The sequence below is a fragment of the Schlesneria sp. genome, from assembly GCF_036405755.1.
Lineage (GTDB): Bacteria > Planctomycetota > Planctomycetia > Planctomycetales > Planctomycetaceae > Schlesneria > Schlesneria sphaerica.
The window spans coordinates 1-24,514 of the sequence record NZ_DASWWZ010000228.1; the positions used below are offsets into that span (position 1 = coordinate 1).

At 56.2% G+C, this 24,514-nt stretch carries 17 protein-coding genes; 11 read left to right on the plus strand and 6 right to left on the minus strand.

Annotation, left to right across the window (positions count from 1 at the left end):
• Window positions 1-51: 51 nt before the first annotated feature.
• The 6 genes from VGE80_RS07865 to VGE80_RS07890 all read left to right on the plus strand — a co-directional run bounded on the left by VGE80_RS07865 (window position 52) and on the right by VGE80_RS07890 (window position 6,614).
• Window positions 52-639, plus strand: coding sequence for a cupin domain-containing protein (locus VGE80_RS07865; RefSeq protein ID WP_440592259.1), 588 nt, complete (start codon window positions 52-54; stop codon window positions 637-639).
• A gap of 326 nt (window positions 640-965) precedes the next feature.
• Complete coding sequence (locus VGE80_RS07870; protein ID WP_440592274.1) at window positions 966-1,529, plus strand: antibiotic biosynthesis monooxygenase; 564 nt, start codon at window positions 966-968, stop codon at window positions 1,527-1,529.
• A 55-nt stretch (window positions 1,530-1,584) separates the two neighbouring features.
• Complete coding sequence (locus tag VGE80_RS07875; RefSeq protein ID WP_440592260.1) at window positions 1,585-2,793, plus strand: trans-sulfuration enzyme family protein; 1,209 nt, start codon at window positions 1,585-1,587, stop codon at window positions 2,791-2,793.
• A 155-nt stretch (window positions 2,794-2,948) separates the two neighbouring features.
• Window positions 2,949-3,695 carry a 3-keto-disaccharide hydrolase gene (locus tag VGE80_RS07880; protein WP_440592261.1) on the plus strand — a complete coding sequence of 249 codons (747 nt, stop codon included), beginning with the start codon at window positions 2,949-2,951 and terminating at the stop codon, window positions 3,693-3,695.
• A 181-nt stretch (window positions 3,696-3,876) separates the two neighbouring features.
• A complete protein-coding gene (locus VGE80_RS07885; protein ID WP_373650456.1) occupies window positions 3,877-4,854 on the plus strand; it encodes a 3-keto-disaccharide hydrolase in 978 nt (325 codons plus the stop codon).
• Window positions 4,855-5,093: 239 nt separating this feature from the next.
• Window positions 5,094-6,614 (plus strand): sugar ABC transporter ATP-binding protein, encoded by a 1,521-nt coding sequence (locus tag VGE80_RS07890; protein WP_373650457.1) that lies wholly within the window; start codon window positions 5,094-5,096, stop codon window positions 6,612-6,614.
• Window positions 6,615-6,712: 98 nt separating this feature from the next.
• On the opposite strand, the gene VGE80_RS07895 is transcribed toward VGE80_RS07890, so the two are convergent.
• On the minus strand, window positions 6,713-9,328 hold the full coding sequence (locus VGE80_RS07895; protein ID WP_440592262.1) for a tetratricopeptide repeat protein: 2,616 nt from the start codon (window positions 9,326-9,328) through the stop codon (window positions 6,713-6,715).
• 125 nt (window positions 9,329-9,453) lie between these two features.
• Window positions 9,454-12,327, minus strand: a complete 2,874-nt coding sequence (locus tag VGE80_RS07900; RefSeq protein WP_440592263.1) for a hypothetical protein — start codon at window positions 12,325-12,327, stop codon at window positions 9,454-9,456.
• Window positions 12,328-12,813: 486 nt separating this feature from the next.
• Between VGE80_RS07900 and VGE80_RS07905 the strand changes: the two genes are divergently transcribed.
• Both VGE80_RS07905 and VGE80_RS07910 read left to right on the plus strand, forming a co-directional pair.
• Window positions 12,814-14,187 carry a BBP7 family outer membrane beta-barrel protein gene (locus tag VGE80_RS07905; protein ID WP_440592264.1) on the plus strand — a complete coding sequence of 458 codons (1,374 nt, stop codon included), beginning with the start codon at window positions 12,814-12,816 and terminating at the stop codon, window positions 14,185-14,187.
• A gap of 133 nt (window positions 14,188-14,320) precedes the next feature.
• Window positions 14,321-15,505 carry a DegT/DnrJ/EryC1/StrS family aminotransferase gene (locus tag VGE80_RS07910; RefSeq protein ID WP_440592265.1) on the plus strand — a complete coding sequence of 395 codons (1,185 nt, stop codon included), beginning with the start codon at window positions 14,321-14,323 and terminating at the stop codon, window positions 15,503-15,505.
• Window positions 15,506-15,680: 175 nt separating this feature from the next.
• Here the strand turns inward: VGE80_RS07910 and hemW are convergent, their stop codons facing one another.
• Together hemW and VGE80_RS07920 are read right to left on the minus strand one after the other, a co-directional pair.
• A complete protein-coding gene (gene hemW / locus VGE80_RS07915) occupies window positions 15,681-16,805 on the minus strand; it encodes a radical SAM family heme chaperone HemW (protein WP_440592275.1) in 1,125 nt (374 codons plus the stop codon).
• A gap of 128 nt (window positions 16,806-16,933) precedes the next feature.
• Window positions 16,934-17,824 carry a 1-phosphofructokinase family hexose kinase gene (locus VGE80_RS07920; RefSeq protein ID WP_440592266.1) on the minus strand — a complete coding sequence of 297 codons (891 nt, stop codon included), beginning with the start codon at window positions 17,822-17,824 and terminating at the stop codon, window positions 16,934-16,936.
• A gap of 564 nt (window positions 17,825-18,388) precedes the next feature.
• Between VGE80_RS07920 and VGE80_RS07925 the strand changes: the two genes are divergently transcribed.
• A complete protein-coding gene (locus VGE80_RS07925; protein ID WP_440592267.1) occupies window positions 18,389-19,939 on the plus strand; it encodes a hypothetical protein in 1,551 nt (516 codons plus the stop codon).
• Between the two features lie 439 nt (window positions 19,940-20,378).
• Here the strand turns inward: VGE80_RS07925 and VGE80_RS07930 are convergent, their stop codons facing one another.
• Window positions 20,379-21,842, minus strand: a complete 1,464-nt coding sequence (locus VGE80_RS07930) for a hypothetical protein (protein ID WP_440592268.1) — start codon at window positions 21,840-21,842, stop codon at window positions 20,379-20,381.
• 280 nt (window positions 21,843-22,122) lie between these two features.
• Here VGE80_RS07930 and VGE80_RS07935 point away from each other — a divergent pair, with 280 nt between their 5' ends.
• Both VGE80_RS07935 and VGE80_RS07940 read left to right on the plus strand, forming a co-directional pair.
• On the plus strand, window positions 22,123-22,359 hold the full coding sequence (locus VGE80_RS07935) for a hypothetical protein (protein ID WP_440592269.1): 237 nt from the start codon (window positions 22,123-22,125) through the stop codon (window positions 22,357-22,359).
• A gap of 81 nt (window positions 22,360-22,440) precedes the next feature.
• Complete coding sequence (locus tag VGE80_RS07940) at window positions 22,441-23,466, plus strand: NAD-dependent epimerase/dehydratase family protein (protein ID WP_440592270.1); 1,026 nt, start codon at window positions 22,441-22,443, stop codon at window positions 23,464-23,466.
• A gap of 106 nt (window positions 23,467-23,572) precedes the next feature.
• Here the strand turns inward: VGE80_RS07940 and VGE80_RS07945 are convergent, their stop codons facing one another.
• The gene (locus VGE80_RS07945; RefSeq protein WP_440592271.1) at window positions 23,573-24,406 is read right to left on the minus strand and encodes a hypothetical protein; all 834 of its coding nucleotides are present in this window, start codon (window positions 24,404-24,406) and stop codon (window positions 23,573-23,575) included.
• Window positions 24,407-24,514: the final 108 nt, after the last annotated feature.

Below are 24,514 nucleotides of genomic sequence, written 5' to 3' on the forward strand. Positions count from 1 at the left end.
GTCGAGTGTGATTTCCTTCAGACTTCTCTGACGTATTGAATAGGAGTAATCATGACTCAATTCGGTCGGCGTGATTTCCTGTCGGTTGCAGCCTCAGTCGGTGCCGTTTCGACATGGGCCCTTGCAGGCACCCAGGAGGCCGAAGGGGGAAACTCCACCTTCATGAATAACGTTCCCGATCCCTTGCTGGCGGACAAGGAACTGCCGACGTTCAAATTTTCACTGGATGAGTCGGTCGGCAAAGTCATCGGCGGAAGTTCGGGAAAGGAAGCGACGGTGCTGCAGCTTCCGATTTCCAAAGGGATCGCTGGCGTTTCGATGATTCTCGAACCTGGTGCGATGCGGGAACTTCACTGGCATGCTACGGCTGCGGAGTGGGCGTTTGTGCTGAGTGGTCGGGTGCGCACATCGGTGATTGATCCTCAGGGGAACGCAGAGATCAACGATTTCGGTCCCGGTGATGTCTGGTATTTTCCACGCGGCCATGGGCACATGCTCGAGTGTCTCGGGCATGAATCGTGTCACTTCATTCTGATCTTCGATAATGGATACTTTTCCGAGTTCGGCACCTTCAGCGTATCAGACTGGATTGGTCATGTTCCTAAGTCGCTGCTCGCCAAAAATTTTGGTCTCCCATAGTTCTCGTTCAATGACTTTCCCAAAGAAGAAGTCTACTTTGCGCGAGGTGACGTACCTCCAGAAAAGCAGCCGATTTCGCTCCAGAACAAGAAGTTGACCGCTCAAACGCACAAGTATGAGCTGCTTTCTCAATCACCTCATGCCACGTTTAAAGGGGGGCGGGAATGGCGAGTTGATTCCACTCGATTTCCGATCTCGACCACCATGACTGGAGTGATCCTCGATCTCGAGCCCGGCGGTTTGCGAGGCTCAGTGAGCCCAAGAGGCATCTAGTTCACGCGTGAGGGCCGCCCGGCGTTCCGAATCTTACGACAACTCAGGTGATGATGAGCGAATCGAAAATCAAACCGGCTGATACGATCACCGTCCTTGTCACGAGGAGGATCCGAGATGGCGGAGATGATGCTTTCGAAGATGCTCTGAAACAATGGATCCCGCGACTGACCCGGTTTCCGGGACATCTGGGAGTTCAGATGTTGCGTCCCTTACAGGGTGATCGGGAATACGGTGCGGTCATCACCTTCCGGTCAACGCAGGACTGGGAAGCATTTCAGCAATCTTCCGATTACCGGCAGTTTCTCGAAGAGATCAAGCCCCTCCTTGATACAAATCCTGGGTTTGTCACTGCCAACGGGTTGGAGAGCTGGTTCTTACCTCCGGAAGATCGTGGTGCATCCCTGCCACCACGCTGGAAGATGGCGATTGTGACCTGGATGGGAGTGAGCTTTACGGTCTATACCGTGACGACATTGCTGGCCCCGTATCTGAGCAATTGGCCGTGGCTGCCGAGATTTCTGTTAAGCAACGCGTGTGTCGTTAGTGTACTGACATGGTGCGTGATGCCGGCTCTTACCAGCGTCTTTCGTTCGTGGCTTTCTCCGCGAACTTGAGGTTTAATAGCATCGTTCCGGTCGCCGCGCGATGTTCAACGGAAGTATGTTTGCTATGACTGATCAGCCATCCAACGCATCCAACGAATCCTCGCCTGATCCCGCCACAATCGCCGCTCGAGCCGGGTTGGCCCCCCCGTTCACAACGCGATCGAGTTCTCCTCCAATCTATATGACCACGGCGTTCGACCTCGAGTCGCTCGAGCAGCTCGATTCCGTCGTGGGAGGGCGAGAGAAAGGGTACATCTACACCCGTGACGGCAACCCGAACCATGAAGCGTTCGCAACCGATGTGGCTCAACTGGAACATGCCGAATCGGGAGTTGTCACCGCGTCCGGTATGGGTGCTCTGACTGCGATTCTGATGGCCACCGTGAAGACGGGTGACCATGTCCTCGCGGCCCGCGTGCTGTACGGTCGCACGGGGCAGCTACTCGCTCATCTGGCAGCCTCATTCGGCATCCATGTGACTTACTTCGATGTCGAGGATGTGGACTCACTCAAGTCACTCATCACACCTCAGACGCGGCTGTGCATTGTGGAATCGATCTCCAATCCACTGCTCGAAGTGGCCGACCTGCCGGCGATCGCAGCCATTCTGGATCAGATACCCCTGCTGGTCGACAACACGTTCGCAACGCCATGCCTGCTGCGACCGATAGATCATGGTGCGTCGCTGGTCTGGCATAGCGTCTCCAAATATCTGAACGGACACGGGGATGTCATGGCGGGTATCGTCGTCGGGCCGGAGGGTCTCATTCGCAAGATTCGAGCCATGTCCAGTCTTTACGGAGTGAACGCCAACCCATTCGAGTCATGGCTGGCCGCACGCGGACTTCGAACTTTGCCCCTGCGTATGCAGCGAGTTTCCGAGACGGCTCTCGAGGTGGCGCGGTTTCTGGAAGGTCATCCACACGTTGCGAAGGTCTACTACCCGGGGCTGAGCAGTCATCCAAACTTTGAACGTACTCAACGACTTTTGCCGCATGGACAAGGTGGGATGCTGGCTTTTGAAATCACCGGTGGTCGACCAGCGGTGGACGTGTTGTTTCGGCGGTTAGCTGAAGTAATTCCCTTCTCCCCCACGTTGGCGGATGCACGGACAACAATGTCCTATCCGGCAGGAACTTCCCACAAATTCATGAGTTCCGCAGCGCGAGCGGAATATGGAATCGGAGATGGTCTGGTTCGACTATCGATTGGGCTCGAGGCACCTGACGATCTTAACCGGGAACTCGGTGCTGCGCTCACATCCCATGTTTGAAGTGGGACACTAGGCGAATCCCAACGCGCTCAGATATCATTGTGCTTCGCACTCAATCCTCTAAGTCAGATTCGAGCCGGTCACCTTCTTCAGAGGTGGGAACCGGTCGGAACTGACTTTTTGCCCGTTCGAGCATAACAGGAAAGTAGTACTCAATGAGATGTTTTGGATTGTTGGTCGTTTGTGCCGTCTTCTTCAGTTCCATTGAGGCAGCGGATTTCCCTCGCGAGAAATTTGACGACTCGGCATTCGAGACGATCTTTGATGGCAAGTCGCTGAAAGGCTGGCACGTCAGTACACAGACAGGGCACAGTGCGGCGAGTATGCATACCAGCGGGGGACGCTGGAAGCTCGAAGACGGTGCCATCATCGGCAGTCAGGACATTCCCGGAAATGGAGGAATCATTCTGACAGACCGGGCGTTTGGAAACTTCGAAGTAATCGTTGAGATGAAAAATGACTTCGGACCCGACAGTGGTCTGTTCCTGAGAAGCAACGAACGGGGGCAGGCTTACCAGTACATGATCGATTACCACGATGGTGGAAATCTCGCCGGCATCTATGGCGAAGGCCTGTCGGGCGGTATTCACCACCGTAACTTCGATTTCCTCGACGCCGTCACCAAAATCAAAACGAAAGACTCACTCATTCCCTGCCCGGTTCAGCCGGCTGACTGGCCTCAATTCTGGAAGCACGGCGAATGGAATGAACTTCGCGCCCGGATTGAAAGCAATCCCCCGAAGATCACCACCTGGATCAACCAGGTGAAGTTCATGGAGTTCACCGATACAGAGAAGCGGCATTCGGACACGGGAAGTATTGCGCTTCAGGTCCATGGCGGCGGGGACTATACAAAACAGTATGTCCGTTACCGGAACGTCCGTGTTAAAGAGCGGAAATAGCTTTTGATTTCCGGCAAAGTCGACGGGATTCACCTGCGTCAATCAGCGAGTTGTCTGTTCCCCCGCAGATCTGCATGTGGGGGTGTCGATTGCAGTCCATATTCCGGTCGCACATTTCAGTTGCCTGTACCTTCAAATTTTTCTGTTATTGAATTCTGTCATTGATGAGGAGTCGAGTCTCATGAGTCGTACATGGATTACCTCTGCCATCGTGTGCGGGTTGCTCGCCGGCACACCGTTGATGAGTCAGGACAAACCAAACGCCAAGCTCGCGTTCCTCGACTCAAAGTCGGCTGGTCCCGACTACCAGATTCAAGGTGAATACATAGGCAAAGTGAACGGGAAGACGATCGGGGCGAACGTGATTGCCCGTGGAGACGGCAAGTTCCATGTTGTCGCGTTCCCGGGGGGCCTGCCGGGGGCGGGTTGGGAACCTGGTACCGCAGAAAAGATCCAGCTCGATTTCGAGACAAAAGACGGGGTTGTCAAAGCCGTTGATCAAGGCAATGAAACGACCATTTCCAATGGAATTATCTATGTGAAACATGGTGATTACAAAGGTGAACTGAAGCGACTCCATCGCGAATCGCCCACGTTGGCCAAGTCGGCACCTGAAGGGGCGATTGTCCTCTTCAACGGGACCAATACCGATCAGTGGGAACCGGGTAAGCCTGAGGACGTAGGACTGATGGGAGTGGGAACTCGCACGAAAAAGGTCTTCACCGACTATCACCTGCATCTGGAATTTCGCACGCCGTTCATGCCAAACGCCACCGGACAGCAACGTGGTAACAGCGGGTTGTATCTGGGTGACCAGTATGAATGTCAGATTCTCGACTCGTTCGGTCTGGAAGGACTGGACAACGAGTGCGGGGGAATCTATCGCAATGCAAAGCCCAAGGTGAATATGTGCTACCCGCCACTCGCGTGGCAGACGTACGACGTGGACTTCACCTGTGCCAAATTTGATGCCGATGGAAAAGTGACCGCTCCGGCGCGAGCCACGATCCGCCACAACGGCGTCGTCATCCATGACAACATCCCGCTTTCCCCGACCCCCGGGGGAAAGCAGTCGGACGAGAAACCCGGAGCCATTTTCCTGCAGGATCATGGTGACCCGGTTCGCTTCCGAAACATCTGGCTGGTCGAGAAGAAGTAGCACCCCTCTAGCTCAGATGGTCGCTCTGGCCGTCGTTGCGGGATGCTGAGGGTAAAGGGATTGCCCATCAGACCCTCCACGCCCCCTTCAGGGTGTGGAGTGGTTGATGTACCGTCTCGCACTTGGCTGATCAATGACCATGGCGATGAGAGCTGTCGTTCATGTCGCTCGGGCGGGTAATGACTCGCCGGGTGATTACGACATCGCTCAGCGATTCCTCAGTGATAGATTGAGTCTCGATGTCGACGACACCCCCGCCTCCGCTCCTTGATTGTCGAAAGATCGGTGTTCGCTATGGGGGCGTTGTCGCGCTCACCGATGTCGACCTGAGTCTGCAAGCAGGCGAAGTTCACGGTGTCGTTGGTTGTAACGGGGCTGGTAAAAGTACCTTGATGAAGGTTCTGGCCGGCGTGGTGCCGGACTATACAGGCGAGATTCTGCTGGACCAGAAACCCGTCCGATTAAGTTCACCGCGCGAGGCACTGTCCCATGGCATCGCCATGGTCTATCAGGAATTGTCTGGCATCGAGCAGCTTTCCGTCGCCGAAAATCTGTTTCTCGGACGGCAGCCGGTCACCGCCTGGGGGCAGGTCAACTGGCAGGCGATGAACCGCAAGGCGACAGAAGCACTCGCGCAGCTCGACATCCACATCGACGTCAGGAAGCGGCTGGGCGACTTCCCCCTGGTGATTCGCCAGATGGTAGAAATTGCCCGGGGACTCGACAGTGGTGCAAGGATCCTGATCCTGGATGAGCCGACCAGCGCGCTCAGTCTGCCCGAAGCGAAACGGCTGTTTGAGCTGATCAAACGCTTGCAGACGCGAGGAGTCTCCATTGTCTTCATCAGTCACTTTCTGGAGGACGTACTGGCGATTTGTGACCGCGTCACCATCATGAGAGACGGGCGAAAGCTGGCGACTCGCCCCGCGTCCGAGTTAAATCGGGCCACGATTCTCAGTCAGATGGTCGGTGCGGGCGAAGACGCGTCGTCAGAGGAATGCATCGAAACTATTCTGCCCGCTGCCGTATCGGGCGTTCCCCGAATCGAATTGAAGGGACTGACACGTGCAGGGCTATTTGATGAGATTCACCTGGACGTGAAGCCGGGTGAGTGTCTGGGGCTGTATGGTTTTGTCGGGGCAGGCCATCAGGAACTGACACACGCCATTGCGGGAGCATTGCGTTTTGAACGGGGAGAGATCCTGCTGGACAGCAAATTATTCCGCACGGGAGATGTCGCCACGTCCGTGAAGGACGGAGTTGTGCTGGTGGCGGCAGATCGCGCGGCAACGCTGGCTCGTCGTGCACCGATTGCACACAACATGACGCTGGCTCACTTGCAGAAGAACCTGGGCAACTGGATCGTTCGCCATCGGGAACTGAGCGTCTGTCGTCCAATGCTGGAAATCGTCGGCTGTCGACCTCCTAACCCGACTCTCCGTGCCGGTGCATTGTCGGGCGGAAATCAGCAGAAAGTCGTCCTGGCCAAGTGGCTGTTGGGGCCGATCCGGGTACTCCTGCTGGAAGAACCCACTCGGGGGATGGACGTACACGCCAAGGCGGAAATCATGGAACTGGTCGCGAAACAGAAACGACAGGGGGCCGCAGTGATCCTCGCGTCCACTGAGCCGGAACTGGTCCTCGCCCACGCTGACCGGATTGCGACGTTTGCGAGAGGCAAGGTGACGCATGTCTTCGGTGAAGGGCGCGTGACCAAACATGATTTGATGCGAAACGCCGAAATCGAATCTCAAAACTGACTCGCTGTCGCCGTCGTTGTCGCATCCTCACCAGTGATCCCGGTCAGTGGACGGCTTCGCGGGGCGTTTGCGGAATCGAATGAAAAACGCTGGGGGACTCATTTTCCTTTCGAGAGACTCTTTTCGAGCGCATCAAACTGAGGCTTCAAATCCTTGCCCCCCAGTTCCGGGTACAGGACTTTGGTGATTTCCAGCAGTTTCCGTCCTTCATCCAGTTGATTCAGACGCACGTAACACTGAAGGACTTCGTACCGAGCTGTCATCCATTCGGTTGTCCCCGGCTTGTTGAGTGTTTCAACCCGCCGCCAGAGTTGCTGAGCCAACTTCTGTGCCTCAGTCGCTGGCGATTCGCTGAGGAGTGCTGCCAGTTGCCGTTGTTTTTCAGGGTGTCTGGAGGTGGCCTCCGACAGGGACCGAGCTAACTCGAGAGCGTCTGAAACCTGGCCTGTGAGCAGGTAGGCGTTCACGAGATTCTGCTGAAGTTGTTCCTTCTGGGCCTCTGAGAACTTGTCTGACTGGGTCAATAATTTCTGGCCAGCCCTGATCACGAGACGTGCGAGCGGAGGACGTTCATCGACAGGAGCCGCGACCGTAACACTGGAAAGCTGAGCGACAATCTCCAACTGTTCGGCTGGTGAAAGCGATGAACTCTCGAGCGTTTTTCCGGCCTCGAAAAAGTTTCCGTCCCGCGCGAGCAGCAGGATTTCAAATGGAACGCTCCGTGACTTGAGTGTCGCAATCGCTTCGTGACCGTCCGTGCGTGAGGCGTTGCGAGCTGTAAATTGCTCGACGCGATTCAACCATGCGCGGGCCTGCTCGTATCGACGCCCCTTCGCCGAAGTGCGAGCGGCATCGTGTGAGGGCGAAGGTCCTGACATCGAAATTTCCGTTCGTGAAGTGTCTGCCTCCATCAGCAGAATCGAGACGAACCTGAGCGCAATATCGGCGTGGGTTGTCGACCATTCTTCTGCCGGTGGTGCGCCAGCTTCCAGATATTTTGAAAGTGTCTCGATCGCGGCTTGCGTGATCTCGGTGGTAGGCAGCTGCCGCTCGCGCATGCGGCGCAGAATCGCCTCATAAGATCTCGCAGCTCCCGCCATGGCTTCGAGTGCCCGGGGATGGTCTGCTGCGACCTGAAGGTACAGCGGAAGTGCTGCTGTCGACTGAAGTCGCTGTTCCTCTAACTGTCCTTTGAGAAAACGGACTTCATTGGCGGTTTCATCCAGAGGGTAATCGGTCAGGTGTCGATCCAGAGCCTCGGTGTAGGAACTGCGTCGCGCCAGTGTTCGGTTGGCGTCATAGGCTCGTCCGAGGGAGTATGTCCCTAAGAGATGAAAGTTTGCCGATCGGGGCGACGAGGGGTAGTCCTGGACCAAGCGAAAATACTCTGTCGCGGCAGCGTCAAACTTCTTGCCGTTCAGCAGGATGGATGCTCCCGTGGAACCCAGTTCCATCGCCAGGTCGGTTTGACCATGGCTCTGAGCGACCTTTTCCGCTGCGGAGTATTTACTGACCGCTTCTTCAAATCGGCCGGATGTGAAGTCGGTTCGAGCCTGTTGCATCAGGGCATCGAGTTCCGGCCCGTACTGATGCGCTGATTTGGAGTCGGCCCAGAGGACGTGGCAACGTCGAGCCCAGTAGCCGCCGACTTGCTGCTCACACCGTTCGATCGCCGCCGCAATCTGTTCCGCCAGCTCATCGGAAAGAGCTTCCTGTTTCTTTTCGATCGTCACATCACGCAAGGCAATCAGCGAACGGGTTCGCAGAAACCAGAGCTCTCCGGTCAGTCGACGTCGCTTGCTTCGTACCTTCACGAGAAGATCTGCCGCATCGATGGTACGCTGCTGGTCGAGCAGAATACGGGTCTGTTCTACCAGCATTTCATCCGATGGCCCGGCTTCAGTCTTCTCTGCAGTTCCGATGACAAGGCCGATCAGTTCGGTCGCCCGGTCGAGCCTGCCAGCCAGTCTGGCACAGGTGGCCAGCAGGATCCGAGCGCGTGTCTGAAGAGGTTCGTCGGCAACTCCGACCAGTTGTTTCATGTACTGCTCGGCACTGGCAACATGGGCCGCTCGGTCGGCGGAGTCAGGGGATGCCAGTTCAGCCAGATTTCGATAGCTCACGCCCAGTTCCCACCGGACCTGGTGCAGGAGCAGTCGCATCTGGTGATTCGTCGGTCCACTGGTGTCCACTTTTTTTCCGGTCATATCCACCGGGGGATCTGCGAGCGTCTGCTCGATCGGACGCAGAATTTCGATCCCTGTGATGGCAGTGGAATGAGCCCGTTCCAGCAGTGCTTCGTCGTAAGGATGATACTCCCGTTCTGCCCGCATCCAGGTGCTCTCTGCGATCCAGACGGATGCGAGTTGAGTTCGCAGAAGCAGCATCACGCGCGGGTTCAGGGGGGCCTGATCCAGACGTTCTTCAATCAGTGTTCGCGCTCGGATCCATGAGGCGTCGCGCTGGTCATCGGGCAGATTTCCGGCCTGTTCAGCCAGCGTGCGGGAAAGCTGAATCGTCAGTTCATTCTGTTCAGTCGGGAGGATCGACGGATCGGACAATCTCGACATGGCGTCGGCGATCGCGATGGCATGGAGGCTGCGCTGGCGAAGCTGTTCGAAATATCGGACGAGATTCTCATCTGCCTGGCCGAGGGACGTATGCAGCACAAGGAAGAAAAAGAGTGCAATCAGTCGAAGACGGCCGTATCGCATTTCGTTTCGAATCCTCGCACATCGCCGGCCAACAGGAAATTGTCCTCATGACAAGAAAGATGCCCCGGAAGCGGTTGCTCCGGGGCATTATACGTCTGAAAACTCAGGATTTCTCAACAGCCTGATTACTTGAGGATGTCATGGACGATCTGAATCGTCTCATCGCGTCGATGGGGCTTGCTGAGATGCTCGGCCGAGATTTCCAACTGAATTTTGGCATCGGCTTCTTCGATCGGTTCCAGAGTCAATTCGAAGCCTGCGTTTCCTTGAGGATTCAGTTCATCGATCGATTCAAAGAGGATCTGATCGCCTTGCTGCTGGTATCTGCGACCGCGGACTTCGACCAGCCGCAGTTCAGGTGGAATTCGCAGGCTCAGTCGAACATTGCGGGCCGGAGCGGTGCCTGAATTTTTCAGCTGCATCTTTGAGGTGATCCGGTCACCCACCGAGACGACCCCCGTGGCACTCAAGGTTTCCATCTGAAGCTCAGGACGTCCGACGACCTCGACAGTAGAATTGACCGATGCCGTACTGCCGGAAGCCCCCGTCGCGGTGACCTTACCTACGTGTGTTCCTGTTTCTTTCGGTACGTATTTGACGCTGACGGCAAGGTCGTCTCCAGGGCCCAACGGGCCAAGTGTCCAATGGACGGCCCGTTGTTTGGGATCGTATCGGCCCCCTTCTGAGGCCGCTTCAAATTCCATTCCTGCCGGAACCACTTCCGAAATTCGCACATTGGCTACGCGCTGGTTTCCTTCATTGCGGATATTGCTGGTGAAGGTAGCGGGCCGGGATACGTACACGCGGTTGTGTCCGGATCGCGTCAGGACCAGAACTTCACCAACCACATTGATGGTGTGGTCGAGTTCTTTCTTGATTCCGCTGTCCGCGGTCAGGATGGCACGGTTCGTTCCCGTTCCAGTCGACATCGCGGTGACGGGGAGCACGATTTCACGGACTTCGTTCGGTGCCAGCTTACCGATGGCACATTCGATGTCGGTCCCTTCATCGTGTTTGAAGTTCTCGGGGATGATATCACGGACCAGAATGTTACTGGCGTCGACCGTCCCGATATTCTTGAGATAGAAGATCAGATCGACCGTCTGTCCCGGACGGACTTCGTGCGGCGCTTTGACAGTGAAGTCCAGTTGAGGAGTTGCGACCTGGATCTCTGCAGAAACTTCTGTGGCAAAGTAGAGTCGTGCCACGCTGCCGATCGGCCCTTCCTGTTTGGGAATCACCTTGATCGAGATCTTTTTCTCTTCGTTCGGCTTCAAGACAAGTTCGTTCCAGATCAGTCGCTTCCCGACCAGTTCTGCACGGGGTGATGTCCCCATCAGTTCGGTCCCTTTGGGGATGCGATCTTCGACGACCACATTGTGAGCGACAACGCTGCCCGTGTTTCGCACGATGATCGTGTAGATCAGTGGTTGATCGACCACTGCCTGATGCTGTGCGACTTTCTCGATCGTCAGTCGTGGTTGCTGCACGCCCTGTTGCGAGGGGTCACCTGCCACGCCATCTCCAACCAGATCACTTGGAGCGATGCTATCGGGATCGGAACGACGCTTGGCTGGCTCCCGGGGCGAAAACGGTTCGCGGTCTGAATCTTCTTCTTCACGCGTGTCTCGCTCGAACATCTCGGGTTCGGGCAGACGGCGGTTGGGTGTGGTCTGTGGCTCCAGAGGTAGTCCGGGGAGCGAAAGCCGCTTTCTGTCAGAAGCAGGCGACTTCGGTGCTGGCTCATCATCAACAGGAAAGAGTCCAGGCGGGGTACTCAGTGTGTCCGTGGAGGGATTTCCGAGTGCTGGAACGGGCTCTCGCTTCGGTTCCGGAAGTGACTGGATCTGCGATTTGGCAGGGGGAGTCACTTTGGATTTTGATTTGGGGGCAGGCTCTTCTTCCGCGTCGAATTCTTCGAATGCAGGAGGGGCCTCCACAGCGGAGGGGGTCTCATCCTCTTGCTTTTCTTCTTCCACCATTCCGTCGCCTGGCAGGAGAGGATCAGACTTGGGTTCTTCCTCGATCGATTCGGGCTCGTCCTGAGGAGGGGCGTCCTTGTCCGTTGCGGCCTCTTCGGGGGTTTCCTGGAACGAAGGTGCTTCGGTGGCGGCAGGCTCGGCCTTCTTTTCCTGACCCTCGGTTTTCTTTTCTTTACCCAGAGTCGCGCGGCGTGAGCGTGGGATGACGGCCTCATCTCCAAAGTCGATGACGGACTTTGAGGGGGCCGGTTCGGCGACTTCTTTCGTTTCCGCCTTCGTCGCTGATTTTTCTGACGGGCTGTTTTCTTCTGTTACTTCTTCGAGTTCGTCAAAAGCGGGGGGAGCTTCGTTGACGGCTTCGGTCTCAACGTCTTCTTTTGCTGCCGGTGAGTCGCTGTCGAAGGGATCAAATGATGCTTCAGGAGCCGCGCTGGGGGCCTCTTCTTCTGCTTGCTCCTCTTCTGCAGAGGCTTCGGCAGATTGTTTCATCGACGGTTCATCGGAATCAGAGAAGAGGGATTCTTCTTCTTCGTCAGGAAGGCTTTGCGGTGCTTCTGTCGCTTCTTCCGGCACTTCGAGTTCGACGAGTTCGACATCATCCCGAAAGCTCAGCCCTCGGGCGGGTGGCTGCAGATCAATGGCAGCAACTTGTCGCTCCGACGAGGACCGGGCTTTCGTCGCTCCGCCCATTGCGGTTTTGACGGTGGCTTTCTCGGAATTGAATCGTCCGACCAGATCGATTCGCCCTTCCTCATAAGTATCGGTGGGGCGCTTGCGCGGAACGGGCGAGCGTTGCTCATCCAGGCGCGAGACGGAGACTGACGAAGCCGCTCCGGCGTCTGGTGCTTCGCTGTCGGTCTCTTCGGCGGAATCTTCAGGAGTATCGACATCACCCAGGGCAACCGATGGCTGCATCGTCGCAGCGCGGTTCATCCCCTGTTGTGCCTGAAAAACGGCGAATAATCCAACGCCGATCACTCCCACCATCACGGTGAGCTTCCAAAATCCGTTCCACATGGGAATCCCTTCCCCCAAATGCCCCCCGATAATCGCGAAACCACTGCATTGTGGTCGTTGCGCCGGTCAGAGCATGAGGTGGTGCCACTCAATGAACATCACAATTCAAGCATCCCTGCCGGAGTTGAATCGAGTGTCTCTAACAGATTTACAAGCATCTGGAAAGAGTAGTCTCCTTAAAGATTGCCTCAAGATCAAGGTGGAACAATGCCCAAAATCAGAATCTTCCTCACGATCTGACTTAACGGAAAAGTTTTTCCAGAAGTTTCACGATCGTCAGAACCGATACTTCAGGCATAGGCGTTAGTGTCGGTGCGTCAATGGCAATACGTAATGTTGACGACACTGAAAGACCCGTCGGGATGCACTTGTCAGGGAAACATCATGACCGGACGGATTCCATTCGGTTTGCTCACAGTACTGGCTGCATTGGTATCAGTGCCAATACAGGCTCAGGGCCAAATGGGACCGCCTACGGGAAACGGAGTGCAGCCTGCTGGGTTTCACACCTTTCACGAGGCGGCCATACCAGGCCAGTACCACGGGAGACCTCAGAGCTACCAGCGTAGCGGCGTGGAGCGATATCCCGGTCCGCCAGCACCCACGATCTACGAGGAGCTGCCCGACGATTTGGGATTTCTTTACGACGAAAGTCCGCTGGGGAACTTTCTCACAGACACGTTCCGGCATGCCTGGTTCCGCGGCGAGTATCTGCTGTGGAACATTTCGGCTCCCGGCGATGTGTTGCTGGGGGCTCAACCTTCCAGTGGCGTCGTCGCTGTGAATAGCAGCAACCCCTTATCGAATTACGGGTTTCCTGGCCGACAGCAGCTTGCCGAAAATGTGCAGTTTGCCCGAACGGTGAATGGCGTCAGCGGCGCTGCCATCGCTCCTGGTCTCGACTCGTTCTCCAATAACAACCTGAATGGATTCCGCGGTACGTTCGGACTGCCGGTTTCGACAGGGACAGTGGAATTGGGTGGTTTTGTCCTGCAGGACAGCGGCAATACCTACAACGGTGGTAATACGCTTGCCAGCGTGTTCGAGTCCGGGGTCAACCGGGGAATCGGAACGGGCTATATCCAGGAGCAGATCGACGCGAATCCAGCCGTCGTCATCGGCGGGAATGTCGGAGCCGACGGAAATCCCGCGACGAACGGGCAACAAGCTCAGTTCATCTCGCAGCCTGTGCTCGTCAACGGCGTTCCTCAGAACATGACGGCCACATCCTCGGCCATCGACTACGACGTCAGCTATCAGGCCAAGCTGCTGACATCGGCCTGGGGTGCAGAAGGTAACTATGTTCTGGACAGCCCGGACCCCAACGCCATCATCCAGCTTCGACCGATGATCGGTGGTCGTTACTTCAACATCCGTGACCGCTTGAACCAGTTCGGCCAGTACAACGAGCAAGACGCGATCGATCCCACGATCAATAACGTGATCTCTCGAACGATTGACTCAGCCGGTAACAACAACATCTTTGGTCCTCAGCTCGGTTTGCGAGCCGAAGCGATGCACTCCCGATTCCTGATCGGTGTCGAGCCCAAGTTCACCTTCGGTATGAACACCTGGAAAACCAATCTGGATACGACCAACGTGTTCGGTTCCGACGATCCGGCACAGAGCCTGACGCTGAAAGGAACGACATTCAGTCCCTTGTTCGACGTGAAATTCTACTCGAACGTGGCACTCTCGAAGAACTTGTCGGCCTTCGTTGCCTACAACTACATCTGGGTGGGCCAGGTCAACAAGAGCTACAACGACGTCGTCTACAACCAGCCTGACTTCCGCCTGACTCGAAACTACTCGGGGACGACTCTCCAAGGACTTTCGTTCGGACTTGAGCTTCGGTACTAGCGTGAATTTCAAGGGTCAAAATGAAAACCGCGATCAACGTCGCGCTTCATCTTGACCCCAATCACCTTCCCACCTAGATTCCGCGACCTGAATCACTTCATCGATGTCAACGGATGCGAAAGGAATCGCAGAGATGACCTACACCTTGGGTATGACTGACGAAAGACCGATTCCGTTTATCGATCTGGTACCCCAGTTCAACGCCATGTCTGAAGAAATCATGGCGACCGTGGAGCGGGTCTTTAAGGAACAGAAATTCATTCTGGGCGAGGAAGTCTCGGAACTCGAACGAGAAATCGCCGAGTATTGCGATGCTCGCCACGCGATTGGGTGTAACTCGGGAACAGATGCTCTGATCATTGCTCTTCAGGCGATGGGAATCGGAGAAGGCGACGAAGTGATTACGACGCCGTTCTCATTCTTCGCGACGGCAAGTTCCATCTGCCGCGTGGGAGCCACCCCCGTCTTCGTCGATATCGATCCTGATACCTACAACCTTGATCCGCGTGCCGTTGAAGAAGCTGTCACGCCGCGTACCAAAGCGATCATGCCGGTTCATCTGTTCGGCCAGTGCTGCGAGATGGATGCTCTGTGGCGAGTCGCTCAAAAACATGACCTGCAGATCGTCGAAGACGCTTGCCAGGCGATTGGAGCAGAGTACCAGGGCCGAAAGACGGGCGTCCTTGGATCCGTCGGCTGCTTCAGCTTTTTCCCGACCAAGAATTTGGGTGGGGCGGGCGATGGCGGGATGATGACCACGGACGATCCCGAACTGGCTCAGCGACTGAAGCGACTGCGAGTCCACGGGGATGTCGGACAGTACGAACATATTGAAGTCGGCATGAACAGCCGGCTGGATGCCCTGCAGGCAGCCGTCCTGCGAGTCAAGCTGCGACAGCTTGATCATTGGACCGAAGCCCGGCAGCGGAACGCTGATCGCTACGGCGACATGTTCCGCCAGGAAGGGGTCCTTGATTCGATCGCTCTACCCAAAGTCGGTGCAAATCGCCGCCACGTTTTCAATCAATATTGTATTCGGGTGCGACACGGAAACCGCGACGCCCTGATGCAGGAACTGAAAGCGCGCAAGGTCGGTTGTGCCGTCTACTATCCCAAGCCGCTGCACCTGCAAAAGTGCTTCAAGCATCTGGGATATCGTCCCGGCCAGTTCCCCGAGGCGGAAGCCGCATCACGAGATATCCTCGCGCTGCCCAGCTATCCAGAACTTCCCGCCAGCGATCAGGCTCGGGTCGTCACGGCCGTGACCGAAATCTGTCATGAGTTTCGTGCGGCCCGCAGTCAGAAGCGTGCGGCCTGACGCCCGTCTTCCTACCGTGTTACGGCGGTTCGGTCGACGTTCAACGATCACCGAACCGCAGCACAGGTGGGCGTGACAACATCGACGAATTTGAGACTCGAACAGCTTAATCCATGTGATTAAGCTGTTTTTGTTTACGGTTCCTGTGTAGCGATGTGGCTTGCCAGATGTCGCCTCACAGAAATTCCATTGCCACGCGATCCGCAACGAATCGACCGGCGAGCGTTAGTTTCACGGTTTCACCATCATCTGCGACCAGTCCCAACTGAATCTGCTCTTTGAGGGTGTCTCTGTAAAGGTCATCGAACCTGATTCCCGTGCGAGCAAAAAACTCTGTTCGCTGCAGTCCGGTGATGCGACGAAGTCCGAGATAGACGAGTTCTCGGGCACGATGGTCGGGGGCCAGTTCTTCCGCATCGGCAACAGGGGATTCTCCCCGTTCGATCCGTGACAGCCAGCCGAGGACGCTCCGGATGTTCGTTTCACGCCGGCCTCCAACGTAACGGGCGGCACCCGGCCCGAAGGCCCAGTATTCGTCGCCGCTCCAGTAGACCTGATTGTGCCGACATTCAAATCCGGGACGGGCGTAGTTCGAGATCTCGTACTGATGAAATTGCGCCTGGGGCAGGATCTCCATCGCGAGGGCGTACTGGTCCCTTTCGAGTTCCTCATCGGCTGCCTGTAACTGACCTCGCTCACGGCGAGTCCAGAACTCGGTCCCTTTTTCAAAGGTGAGACCGTAGGCGGAGATGTGAGCTGGTTCCAGATCGATTGCCTGACGCAGCGTGCAGCGCCAATCCTCCAGTGACTGGCCCGGTACTCCAAAAATGAGGTCGAGCGAAATGTTTTCGAATCGCGGCTTGAGACGCCGCATCACGTCGACGATTTGAACGGGATCATGATCTCTCTCCAGCAGTTTCAGCGACTGTGGTGAGAATGATTGCACTCCCAGGCTGATTCGGTTGACTCCCGCTTCCTGCAGGAGTTGCAACTTCTCTTCGGTCAGATCGAGCGGGTTCGCTTCGACACTGAATTCCGTTTCCGGTGTGTGTGGAAACGTTCGTCGAACGAGTTCAAACAGGCGTCGCAGTTCGTCAGGATGAGGATGAGTAGGTGTCCCGCCGCCGAAAAAAATTGTCTTTACGGGGACCGCTGGGGGAACGTGCGCCGTTTCAATCTCAAGTTCCAGTGCACGCAAATAATCTTGCACCAGATCATCACGCCCCGCGACCAGCGTGAAATCGCAGTATCCGCATCGATGTGCGCAGAACGGAACGTGGATGTAAACGGAGTGTGGAATTTGTCGCTCTTACAGTCTGATCAATGAGAAAAACGCTGATTTCGTGCCGGTCAGTGGGGCGGTCGCATGTGACGGCACGTCAGTAATCGCAGGCCGTCGCTCCGACTCCCAAGGTCATGCGTGCGTCATCAATCCTCGATGAGTTTTGTCAGGTTCCTCGCTGGAAGCAACTCTTGCGCATTCATCACGGCAGCACGAATGCCGATCTCCAGACACTGCCGCATCGGATACTGTTGATCGATTCCCGCGGCGATACCGGCGGCCAGGCAGTCTCCGCAGCCAATGGGATTGATCACATTGACCTTGGGGATCGGGAGCTTCAGCAGCCCATCCGGTCCGAGAGCCAGTAACGGCGCTTCGCCCTGACTGACAACAACCCAGGCAGCACCGCGATCTCGAATCTCTGACAGGGCCGACACCAGAGCATCTTCGGTCGTTAGTTTCCTCCCGACGGTCCGCGAGAGTTCCTCACGATTGGGCTTCACGACGAATGGTCGAAGCGGAAGGGCTGCCTCGAGTTCTGCTCCTCGGATATCCAGCACGGCTTTGGCCGTCGTTTGTTCGAGAAGTCGCCGGTAGAAATCAGCAGGAGTCGACTCGGGCAGCGATCCACTCAACACGACGACATTGGCAGTCCGGGATTCCTCAGCGAAGGCCGAAAGGAACGCGGCCCGATCTTCCTCCGGGATAGGGTGCGAGTTCTCGACCAGTTCCGTCGTTGTTCGCGTGGTTTCGTCCAGGATGGTGGTACAGGTCCGGGTGGGGACCTGCGACCGAATCCACCGGACTGAAACTCCCAGACGGGCAAAATCGGCCGCGATCAGCTCGCCCGAGGGGCCCCCCACCAGGCACAGCGTTCTGGCAGAGGCACCCAACTGGTGCAGTGCCGCTCCGACGTTCAGAACTTTGCCAGATCCGCACCAGGCCGAGCGGTGGGCTCGGTTGACTTCACCGGGCACAAATTGGCTGAACGACAGTACCTGCTGCCAGGCGGGGGTTAATCCGGCGGCGAGAATCACGAATGTCGATCCTTTTCCCCAGGGCGGGATAGAAGTAGGTGGAAGGTATGGGGAAAGTTGATCCAGAAATTCCGACCGTCGTGGCTGTGCAATCAATACTGCGGCGAGGGGGGAAATCCCGATCTTGCCAGAGGGAGAATTCGGGATTTTCTTGACTGACCCGACGTCAGGCTGTTAGGGTAGTCCAAGTGGTGCAACGACTCCAGCCCCATGCATTTCCGTATCCACACATCGTGGAAATTCTGCCTCTCTCCAGTTCCTCATAATGTAATTTGGTTTCCGGCTCGGTTCTGAATTTCCTGTTGAGGATGCTCTGGTTCCCGGCGATGATTGAACGATTGAATGACAATTCGCTTTTGCGCTGCGGACAACCAGGCACGCAACGAACTCGCCCACAAATGTTAAAGCCGCGAAAACGGGTACTGCGATCGGGTGGCAAAACAGCGCCGATGTGGTTAATTTGTCGCGACTAACAAAACCGGGCTTGGTGCTGAGACCCTCATGTCCATGAACCGACTTCGTCAATATTCGAACCCACACCATTCTGATGTGAAGGATGGGTCCATGCACGACCTTCATCGGGCCGAATCCTCATCCTCGTCGCAGTGGGTGGGAACCGTCTCCCTTTGGAATCTGCTCACGCGGGCTCGGTCGCTCCGGCTCACTTTGGCCGTCGGGATGGCGATCAGCTTTTCTGACTCAGCGTCGTTCGCACAACCCGGGCTGAACCGGCCTGCGGCACCCAAGAAAAAGGCCGACTCAAAGCAGACCAAGAAAAGCACCCCCGAGAAATCCACGTTTGAGCAACCCGATCCTGATTGGCTTCCTCCCTCATTTCAGCCGTTGCCTGAACCACCGGCGATTATGGAACTGGAACAGCCGATTGCGACGGCTGATGAGGTCGCAAAACTCAAGAAAGACTTCAGTGGCAAGTTTGCCAAGGTTTTGCGTGACTGCGATCTGAGCACGAACGGAAAACAGGTGATTGCAGGGGGACTTCGTTTTAAACTGGCGGAAATGACCCAGGGCGAAAAGCGGAAACTGCTGCCTGATCTGCACAAAACCCTGATGCGAGAAATTACAACCGGCATCGGTAGTCCTGGAAGCAAGCCCGCAGACGTTGCCAGCACAACGCAATTCGTCAATCAGGAGCTTCTCCGGCAGATTCCTGAGCTTCTGGTCAATAATTTCTATGTCCGGTTGCATGCCGTTCTGATTCTCAGCGAGCTGGATTACGCACCCGCACATACGCTTCTGGTTCAGATGATCTCGGCGAAAAATATCGAAGAAGATCCTGTAAACGGGCAGCCTCAGGCAGTCAAGATTGCAGCAATGCAGGGACTGATCCGTATCCTGAAGTTCGCTCAGCCACAGGCCACTGTGAAGGAACGCGGAACGATCGCGGTTGCGATTGTGGCCGAGCTGGCGAAGCCAGAAAATCACTGGTGGTATCAGCTTCGATTGATTGAGGGGCTTCGGAACATGACCGTTGCCTTGGACACCGCGAACAACACTCCCTTTGTGATTCAGTCACTGCTGTCCGTTGTAAAGGACCCGAATCGCGTCTGGACGGTACGCGCTAAAGCCTGCTACGCGTTGGGACGTGTTCCTGTTCCCCCCGTAGTCAAAGTCGATGATCTCGTGACCGCGATCTCTGAGTGTGCCCTGCAGATGGCCAATGACGCCCAGGCGAAGCCTAACAATCCGATCTGGAAGGGCTGCTTCTGGGACCTCTATCTTGCCTTTAAGCCAGACGGTTCCAAGGACAAGGATGGCAAAGACAAAGATCTCGACGCTGAGGGTAAAGCCCTTGGCGGTCTTCTGGCACGTTTCCGTCCGGTTGCTCAACCTGCCTACGATGTGATCGTCCCTATCTGTTCCGGAGTGATCCAGGGTAAAGCTCCGGATCCGGGTGACGTCCAGAAACTCGGTGGATTCGTCCGAGGTCGACTGGCGATGCACGGCGGTGCCCGTGATGTCATTCCTGTGAACAACCAGGTTCCCGACAAGCCCGCCGAGCTGCCTGATTCAGACCGGCCGACGAACAACAACGCCGGCGTCGTCCCCGCGGTACTTCCTAACAACAGCAGCGTGCCCGCCGGGATCAAGCCCTGATCCAACGCTGACGGCTTCAGTTGCACGTCACTTGGCATCTCAGGTGAGGTTGTGAAGTCCCGGTGTCGTCGTTGGAATGTGTCTCACATTCGTTGGTTTCGTCCTGGAGATTCCTCTTCCAGCCGATCCGAATGAGTCCCGCGTCGGCTTCGCGCTTTGATCTGGCTCCATCGTTCCGCCTGGGTGAATCGAGCCTTTGATGTTTCGCCGATCCGTGGCCTGCTCTCATGGGGGCTGTTCTCGCCTCGGCTGGTCGAACTGTGAGCAGATAACGTTATCCGTTTGAACTGTTTCGCCTCGACTGGAAATCCCACTACGGAATCCCGCAGTCCGTCAATCGCTCGGATCGTTCACTGGCACCTCCCATGAAATGCGAAGAACCCGGCTTTGTCTGTCGGACAAAACCGGGTTCTCAAGATTCATTCGACGACTGCGTCGACTATTCTTCGATTGGCAGCGGGACTTCTGCGAACTCCGATGGCGACTCATTTACGATGACGTCATCGATGGCCGATGCTGGACCTTCGACGTCGAGAGCGGCCGTCCGGTTCTCAATCACTTCCTGAGCCAGCCGTTGTGCTTCATCGCTGATTCGAGGGTTTGAAACTTCGACCAGCGGACGGGTTGCACGGGTGACCTTGGAAAGTTGTTCTTCGATCTGGCCCAGTTCAGCGAGTTCCTTCTGAATGCTCACCAGAGACTGAATGTGGGCATTCAAGGTTTCGCGGAAACCACGCAGAGTTTCGATCGTTTGAATCGCTTCTGCAACGGATCCCGTCTGATCAGCCAGAGTCGACTCAAGCTTCAGCAGGTTCGCCAGATTCTGCTCCGAGGTGGCGATCATCGCTTGTTCGCCCGCAAGCTTTTCGTTGATGCTCAGCAGATTCGCCAGATTCTGTTCAGAGACGGCTGCGGTTGATGGATCGGATGCCAGCTTCCCCTGGATGTTGAGCAGGCTGACCAGATTCTGTTCCGAAGCGGCCACGTTCAGTTCGTCGCTCTTCAGTTTGTTCTGAATGTTCAGCATCCGGTCCAGGTTTTCTGACGAGGCGGCCACGTTCAGTCCGCCTGCAATCAGCTTTGAGTTAATCGCAATCAGTTTTTCAGCTCGTTCAGCAGCGATTTCTGCCTGCTGTTCTCCCACCGCCAGACGACCCTGAAGGCTGACGACTTTGTCTGCAACATTCTGAGCTGCTTCCAGGTTTTCTGCGGCGGCGTAGAGTTCGGCCTTGAGCGAAGCGAGTCCGGTCAGGCTGGTGCGGGCGAGTTCCATCTTATCGGACTGACGCTGCAGGTCGTCACTCAATCCCACCAACTGAGCCAGAGAGGCCTGAGCCTGATTGATGTCTTTCCCCTGTGCTGAAGCGGTCTCTTTGAGCGAGATCAACTGCTCAAGTGATGCAGTGGCGCTCTCGTGAGATTCGCGCTGGTCGATGATGTTGTTCTGAAGCGAGGCCATCAGGTCGAAAATTTGAACGGCACCGATCGTCTTCGAGTGCTGGTCAATGATGCGATCCTGCAGGATGTCCATTCCAGCGATTGCTGAGCTGACGACATCGTTCTTGGCAGCAACTTCAACCAGTTCACTCCGCAGATCGTGAATCGCTCGAAGAGCACGCTGTGCGTCGAGCGTTTCGGCCTGCTGGATCCGCAGGTTGGTGAGCAGGCTGTTGGTGTCGCCGACATAGTCGCCGACGGCCGTCAGCTCTTGCACCCGCTGTTCCATGACATGAAGGGTCGATTTCACCTGGGCCAGTTCACGAGCGGTTGGCTGGGTCACGAAAAAATGCAGACCGGCAAAGCCGAGTGCGGCTCCCGTCAGCATCTTCAACCAGGACTGTTTAGACTGTTCGGCAAGTTGATTTTCAATCACACTCGATATTGATTGTTCGTTCGTAAGCATTGGCTGCTCCTCATCCCGTCGAAACGGAAGAACATTAAAAGGGGCAGGCCATCCGGGGCCGGAATTCTCATCCTGAAGTCGCGGATCATCCACCATGGAAAATCCGCTCCTCCTAGAATATCGCCTTGACTGTTCGGCAAACTTTGCCGTTTGACGAAGACTTGTCGACGCGATTCGAATCATCAGAGAAACTGGATCGATTGTGTGGGTTGGGATTGCTATCCCGCAGGTGAGAGACGACGTTAAATCATGCAAGATTTCAGAAAGAGTGAGGGCCTGCATGCGATATCGGGAAGAGGAGAGTGATGAATACGAAGTCGAAGATGACCAGGAGGATGACGGTTATGTTCCCTGCCCTCATTGCGGCGAATTGATGCTGGAAGCAGCGGACTATTGCCCGGCTTGCGATCGGTGGATTTCTTCAGAAGATGCAGCGAAAAAGCCGCGACCCTGGTGGATGGTCGTCATCTTGCTCATCCTGCTGGCGACCTTCCTCCTGACTGTCTTGCCATTCTGACCATATCGGTCTGGTGTGAGGGCTCAAAAAGACGGGTTGCAGCATGCCGAGCTCACGTTATTTCCTTGAAAGTGCAACTGAATGCGAGTTTTGGTTACCGGTGGAAATGGGTTCCTCGGGAAGGCAATCGTTGAACGACTGGTCGACCGCGGCGAACAAGTCTGCTCACTCCAGCGCAGCGACACGCCCGAGCTCAAGGCTCGGGGAGTCGAGTGCTTTCGCGGCGACCTTGGGGATGCGGCGGCCGTGGATCAGGCCGTCACTGGTTGCGAGCTTGTCTTCCATGTCGCTGCCAAAGCGGGGGTCTGGGGTCGTTACGAGGATTACCACCGCATCAATGTCGTCGGCACAGAAAACGTGATCAATGCCTGCCGGCGACACGGGGTTTCGAGGCTGGTTTACACCAGTTCGCCCAGCGTGGTGTTCAACGGGAAGGACGAGACTGGCATTGATGAATCCGCTCCGTACCCCGACCACTATTTGACGCATTATCCCCAGACGAAGGCGTTAGCAGAGCAACGGGTGATTGCCGCGAATGGAGCCGATCTGGCAACGGTAGCTCTTCGGCCACACCTCATCTGGGGGCCCGGTGATAACCACCTGATTCCGCGATTGATTCAACGAGGACGAGCGGGCGGACTGCGCCGTGTCGGTGACGGCCGAAATCTGGTTGATGCCACCTACATCGACAATGCGGCTGATGCCCACTTGCTTGCTGCCGATCACCTGATGCAAGGTTCTGGGTGTGCCGGTAAAGTCTATTTCATCTCCAACGGAGAACCTTTGCCGTTGTGGGATCTGATCAACCGGATCCTGGGATGCGCGAACGTCGCACCGGTGACTCGAACTGTTTCAGCGAATGTCGCTTACGCTGCGGGGGCGGCCATGGAACTGGTCTACAAGCTGACAGGACGACAGGATGAACCAAGGATGACGCGGTTTGTCGCCCGCCAGCTTTCAACCAGTCATTGGTTTCGGCTCGATGCGGCGCGCAGGGATCTGAACTACGTTCCTCAAGTCACGGTCGAAGAGGGGCTGAGACGCCTGGCCCGGCACCTGTCTGATGTCGGCCTTGATCGGGTGGACTTGGGAAACAAGCATGCCTGAAAACGCCATCAGGCAGGTCCGATTTGACGATCGGGACCTGCCTGCTTTTTGAATCAATCAAGATTCTTCAGCGTGGGCTGTTCTGCGGAGAGCATCCTCGCCGAGATCAGCGCGTAACGGTGTTTCGCGTCTGCCAGACTGACGCAGCCGAGGGAACGCCATTGAACATGGAAGTCTTGCGAACCGGGGCCGACGCTTCCTCTTTGGGAACAGGGACGCTGCGTGCGGGAACGGTTTCATAGTCGCTGGAAGAAGATGAATGAGCTGGGTCGGAAACTGCGGGAGTCGGGTAAAGGGCCGCAGGGTTGTATGCCGTCTGGGGGAGTGGAGCCACGACCACTGGAACTGTTGAAATTGTCGCCATTGTGTACGGAGCGACCATGGTGGTGGTGTAAGGAACCGTCGGGTAGACCGGCGGCAGGTAGCTCATTTGTGGTGCCATTCGAGCCGGCCCGAAGGCACGGCGGGTGTTGCACGTATTGCAGGCCGGAGCAGCAACGGCCATCGTCTGGACCGGAACTTCTTCGGTGACAAGCTGCACAGACTGGACCGGGACCATTTGTGTGGTCATCGTCGGAACGCGTCGCGTGACCTGTACCGGCACCGACACGGTCTTAACCTGTCGCTGAATGGTCGTTTCTGCAACCTGCTTGGTGACCGGTTTCGGAACCCAGACCATCTGGTATCCCCCTTCATCCACCGTGACGTTCCGCGTCGTTGTGATCGGGACGTTCTCGACGACTTGCTGCTGCTGCACCTGAGTCTCTGTCACATCGCAGAAAGTCGTGACGGCCTGTGGGCGCAACTGCGTCGTGACAACCGGACGGGTTTGAGAGATGGTGCAGTTGAATGGAGTTCCTGCAATTTGAGCAGAGGCACCTGAGGGAATCAGGCCACCTAAACCCGCGATAGCGAAGCAATGCAAAAGTGTGCGGTTCATGGATCCGGCTCCTCTGGTTCTCAATTGCTTGATGGCTGGCGACCAAGCTCGGTTGATATGACGGTGCCGACTCGGCACAAGACCCGCTCTTCGTCACATCGACAACGC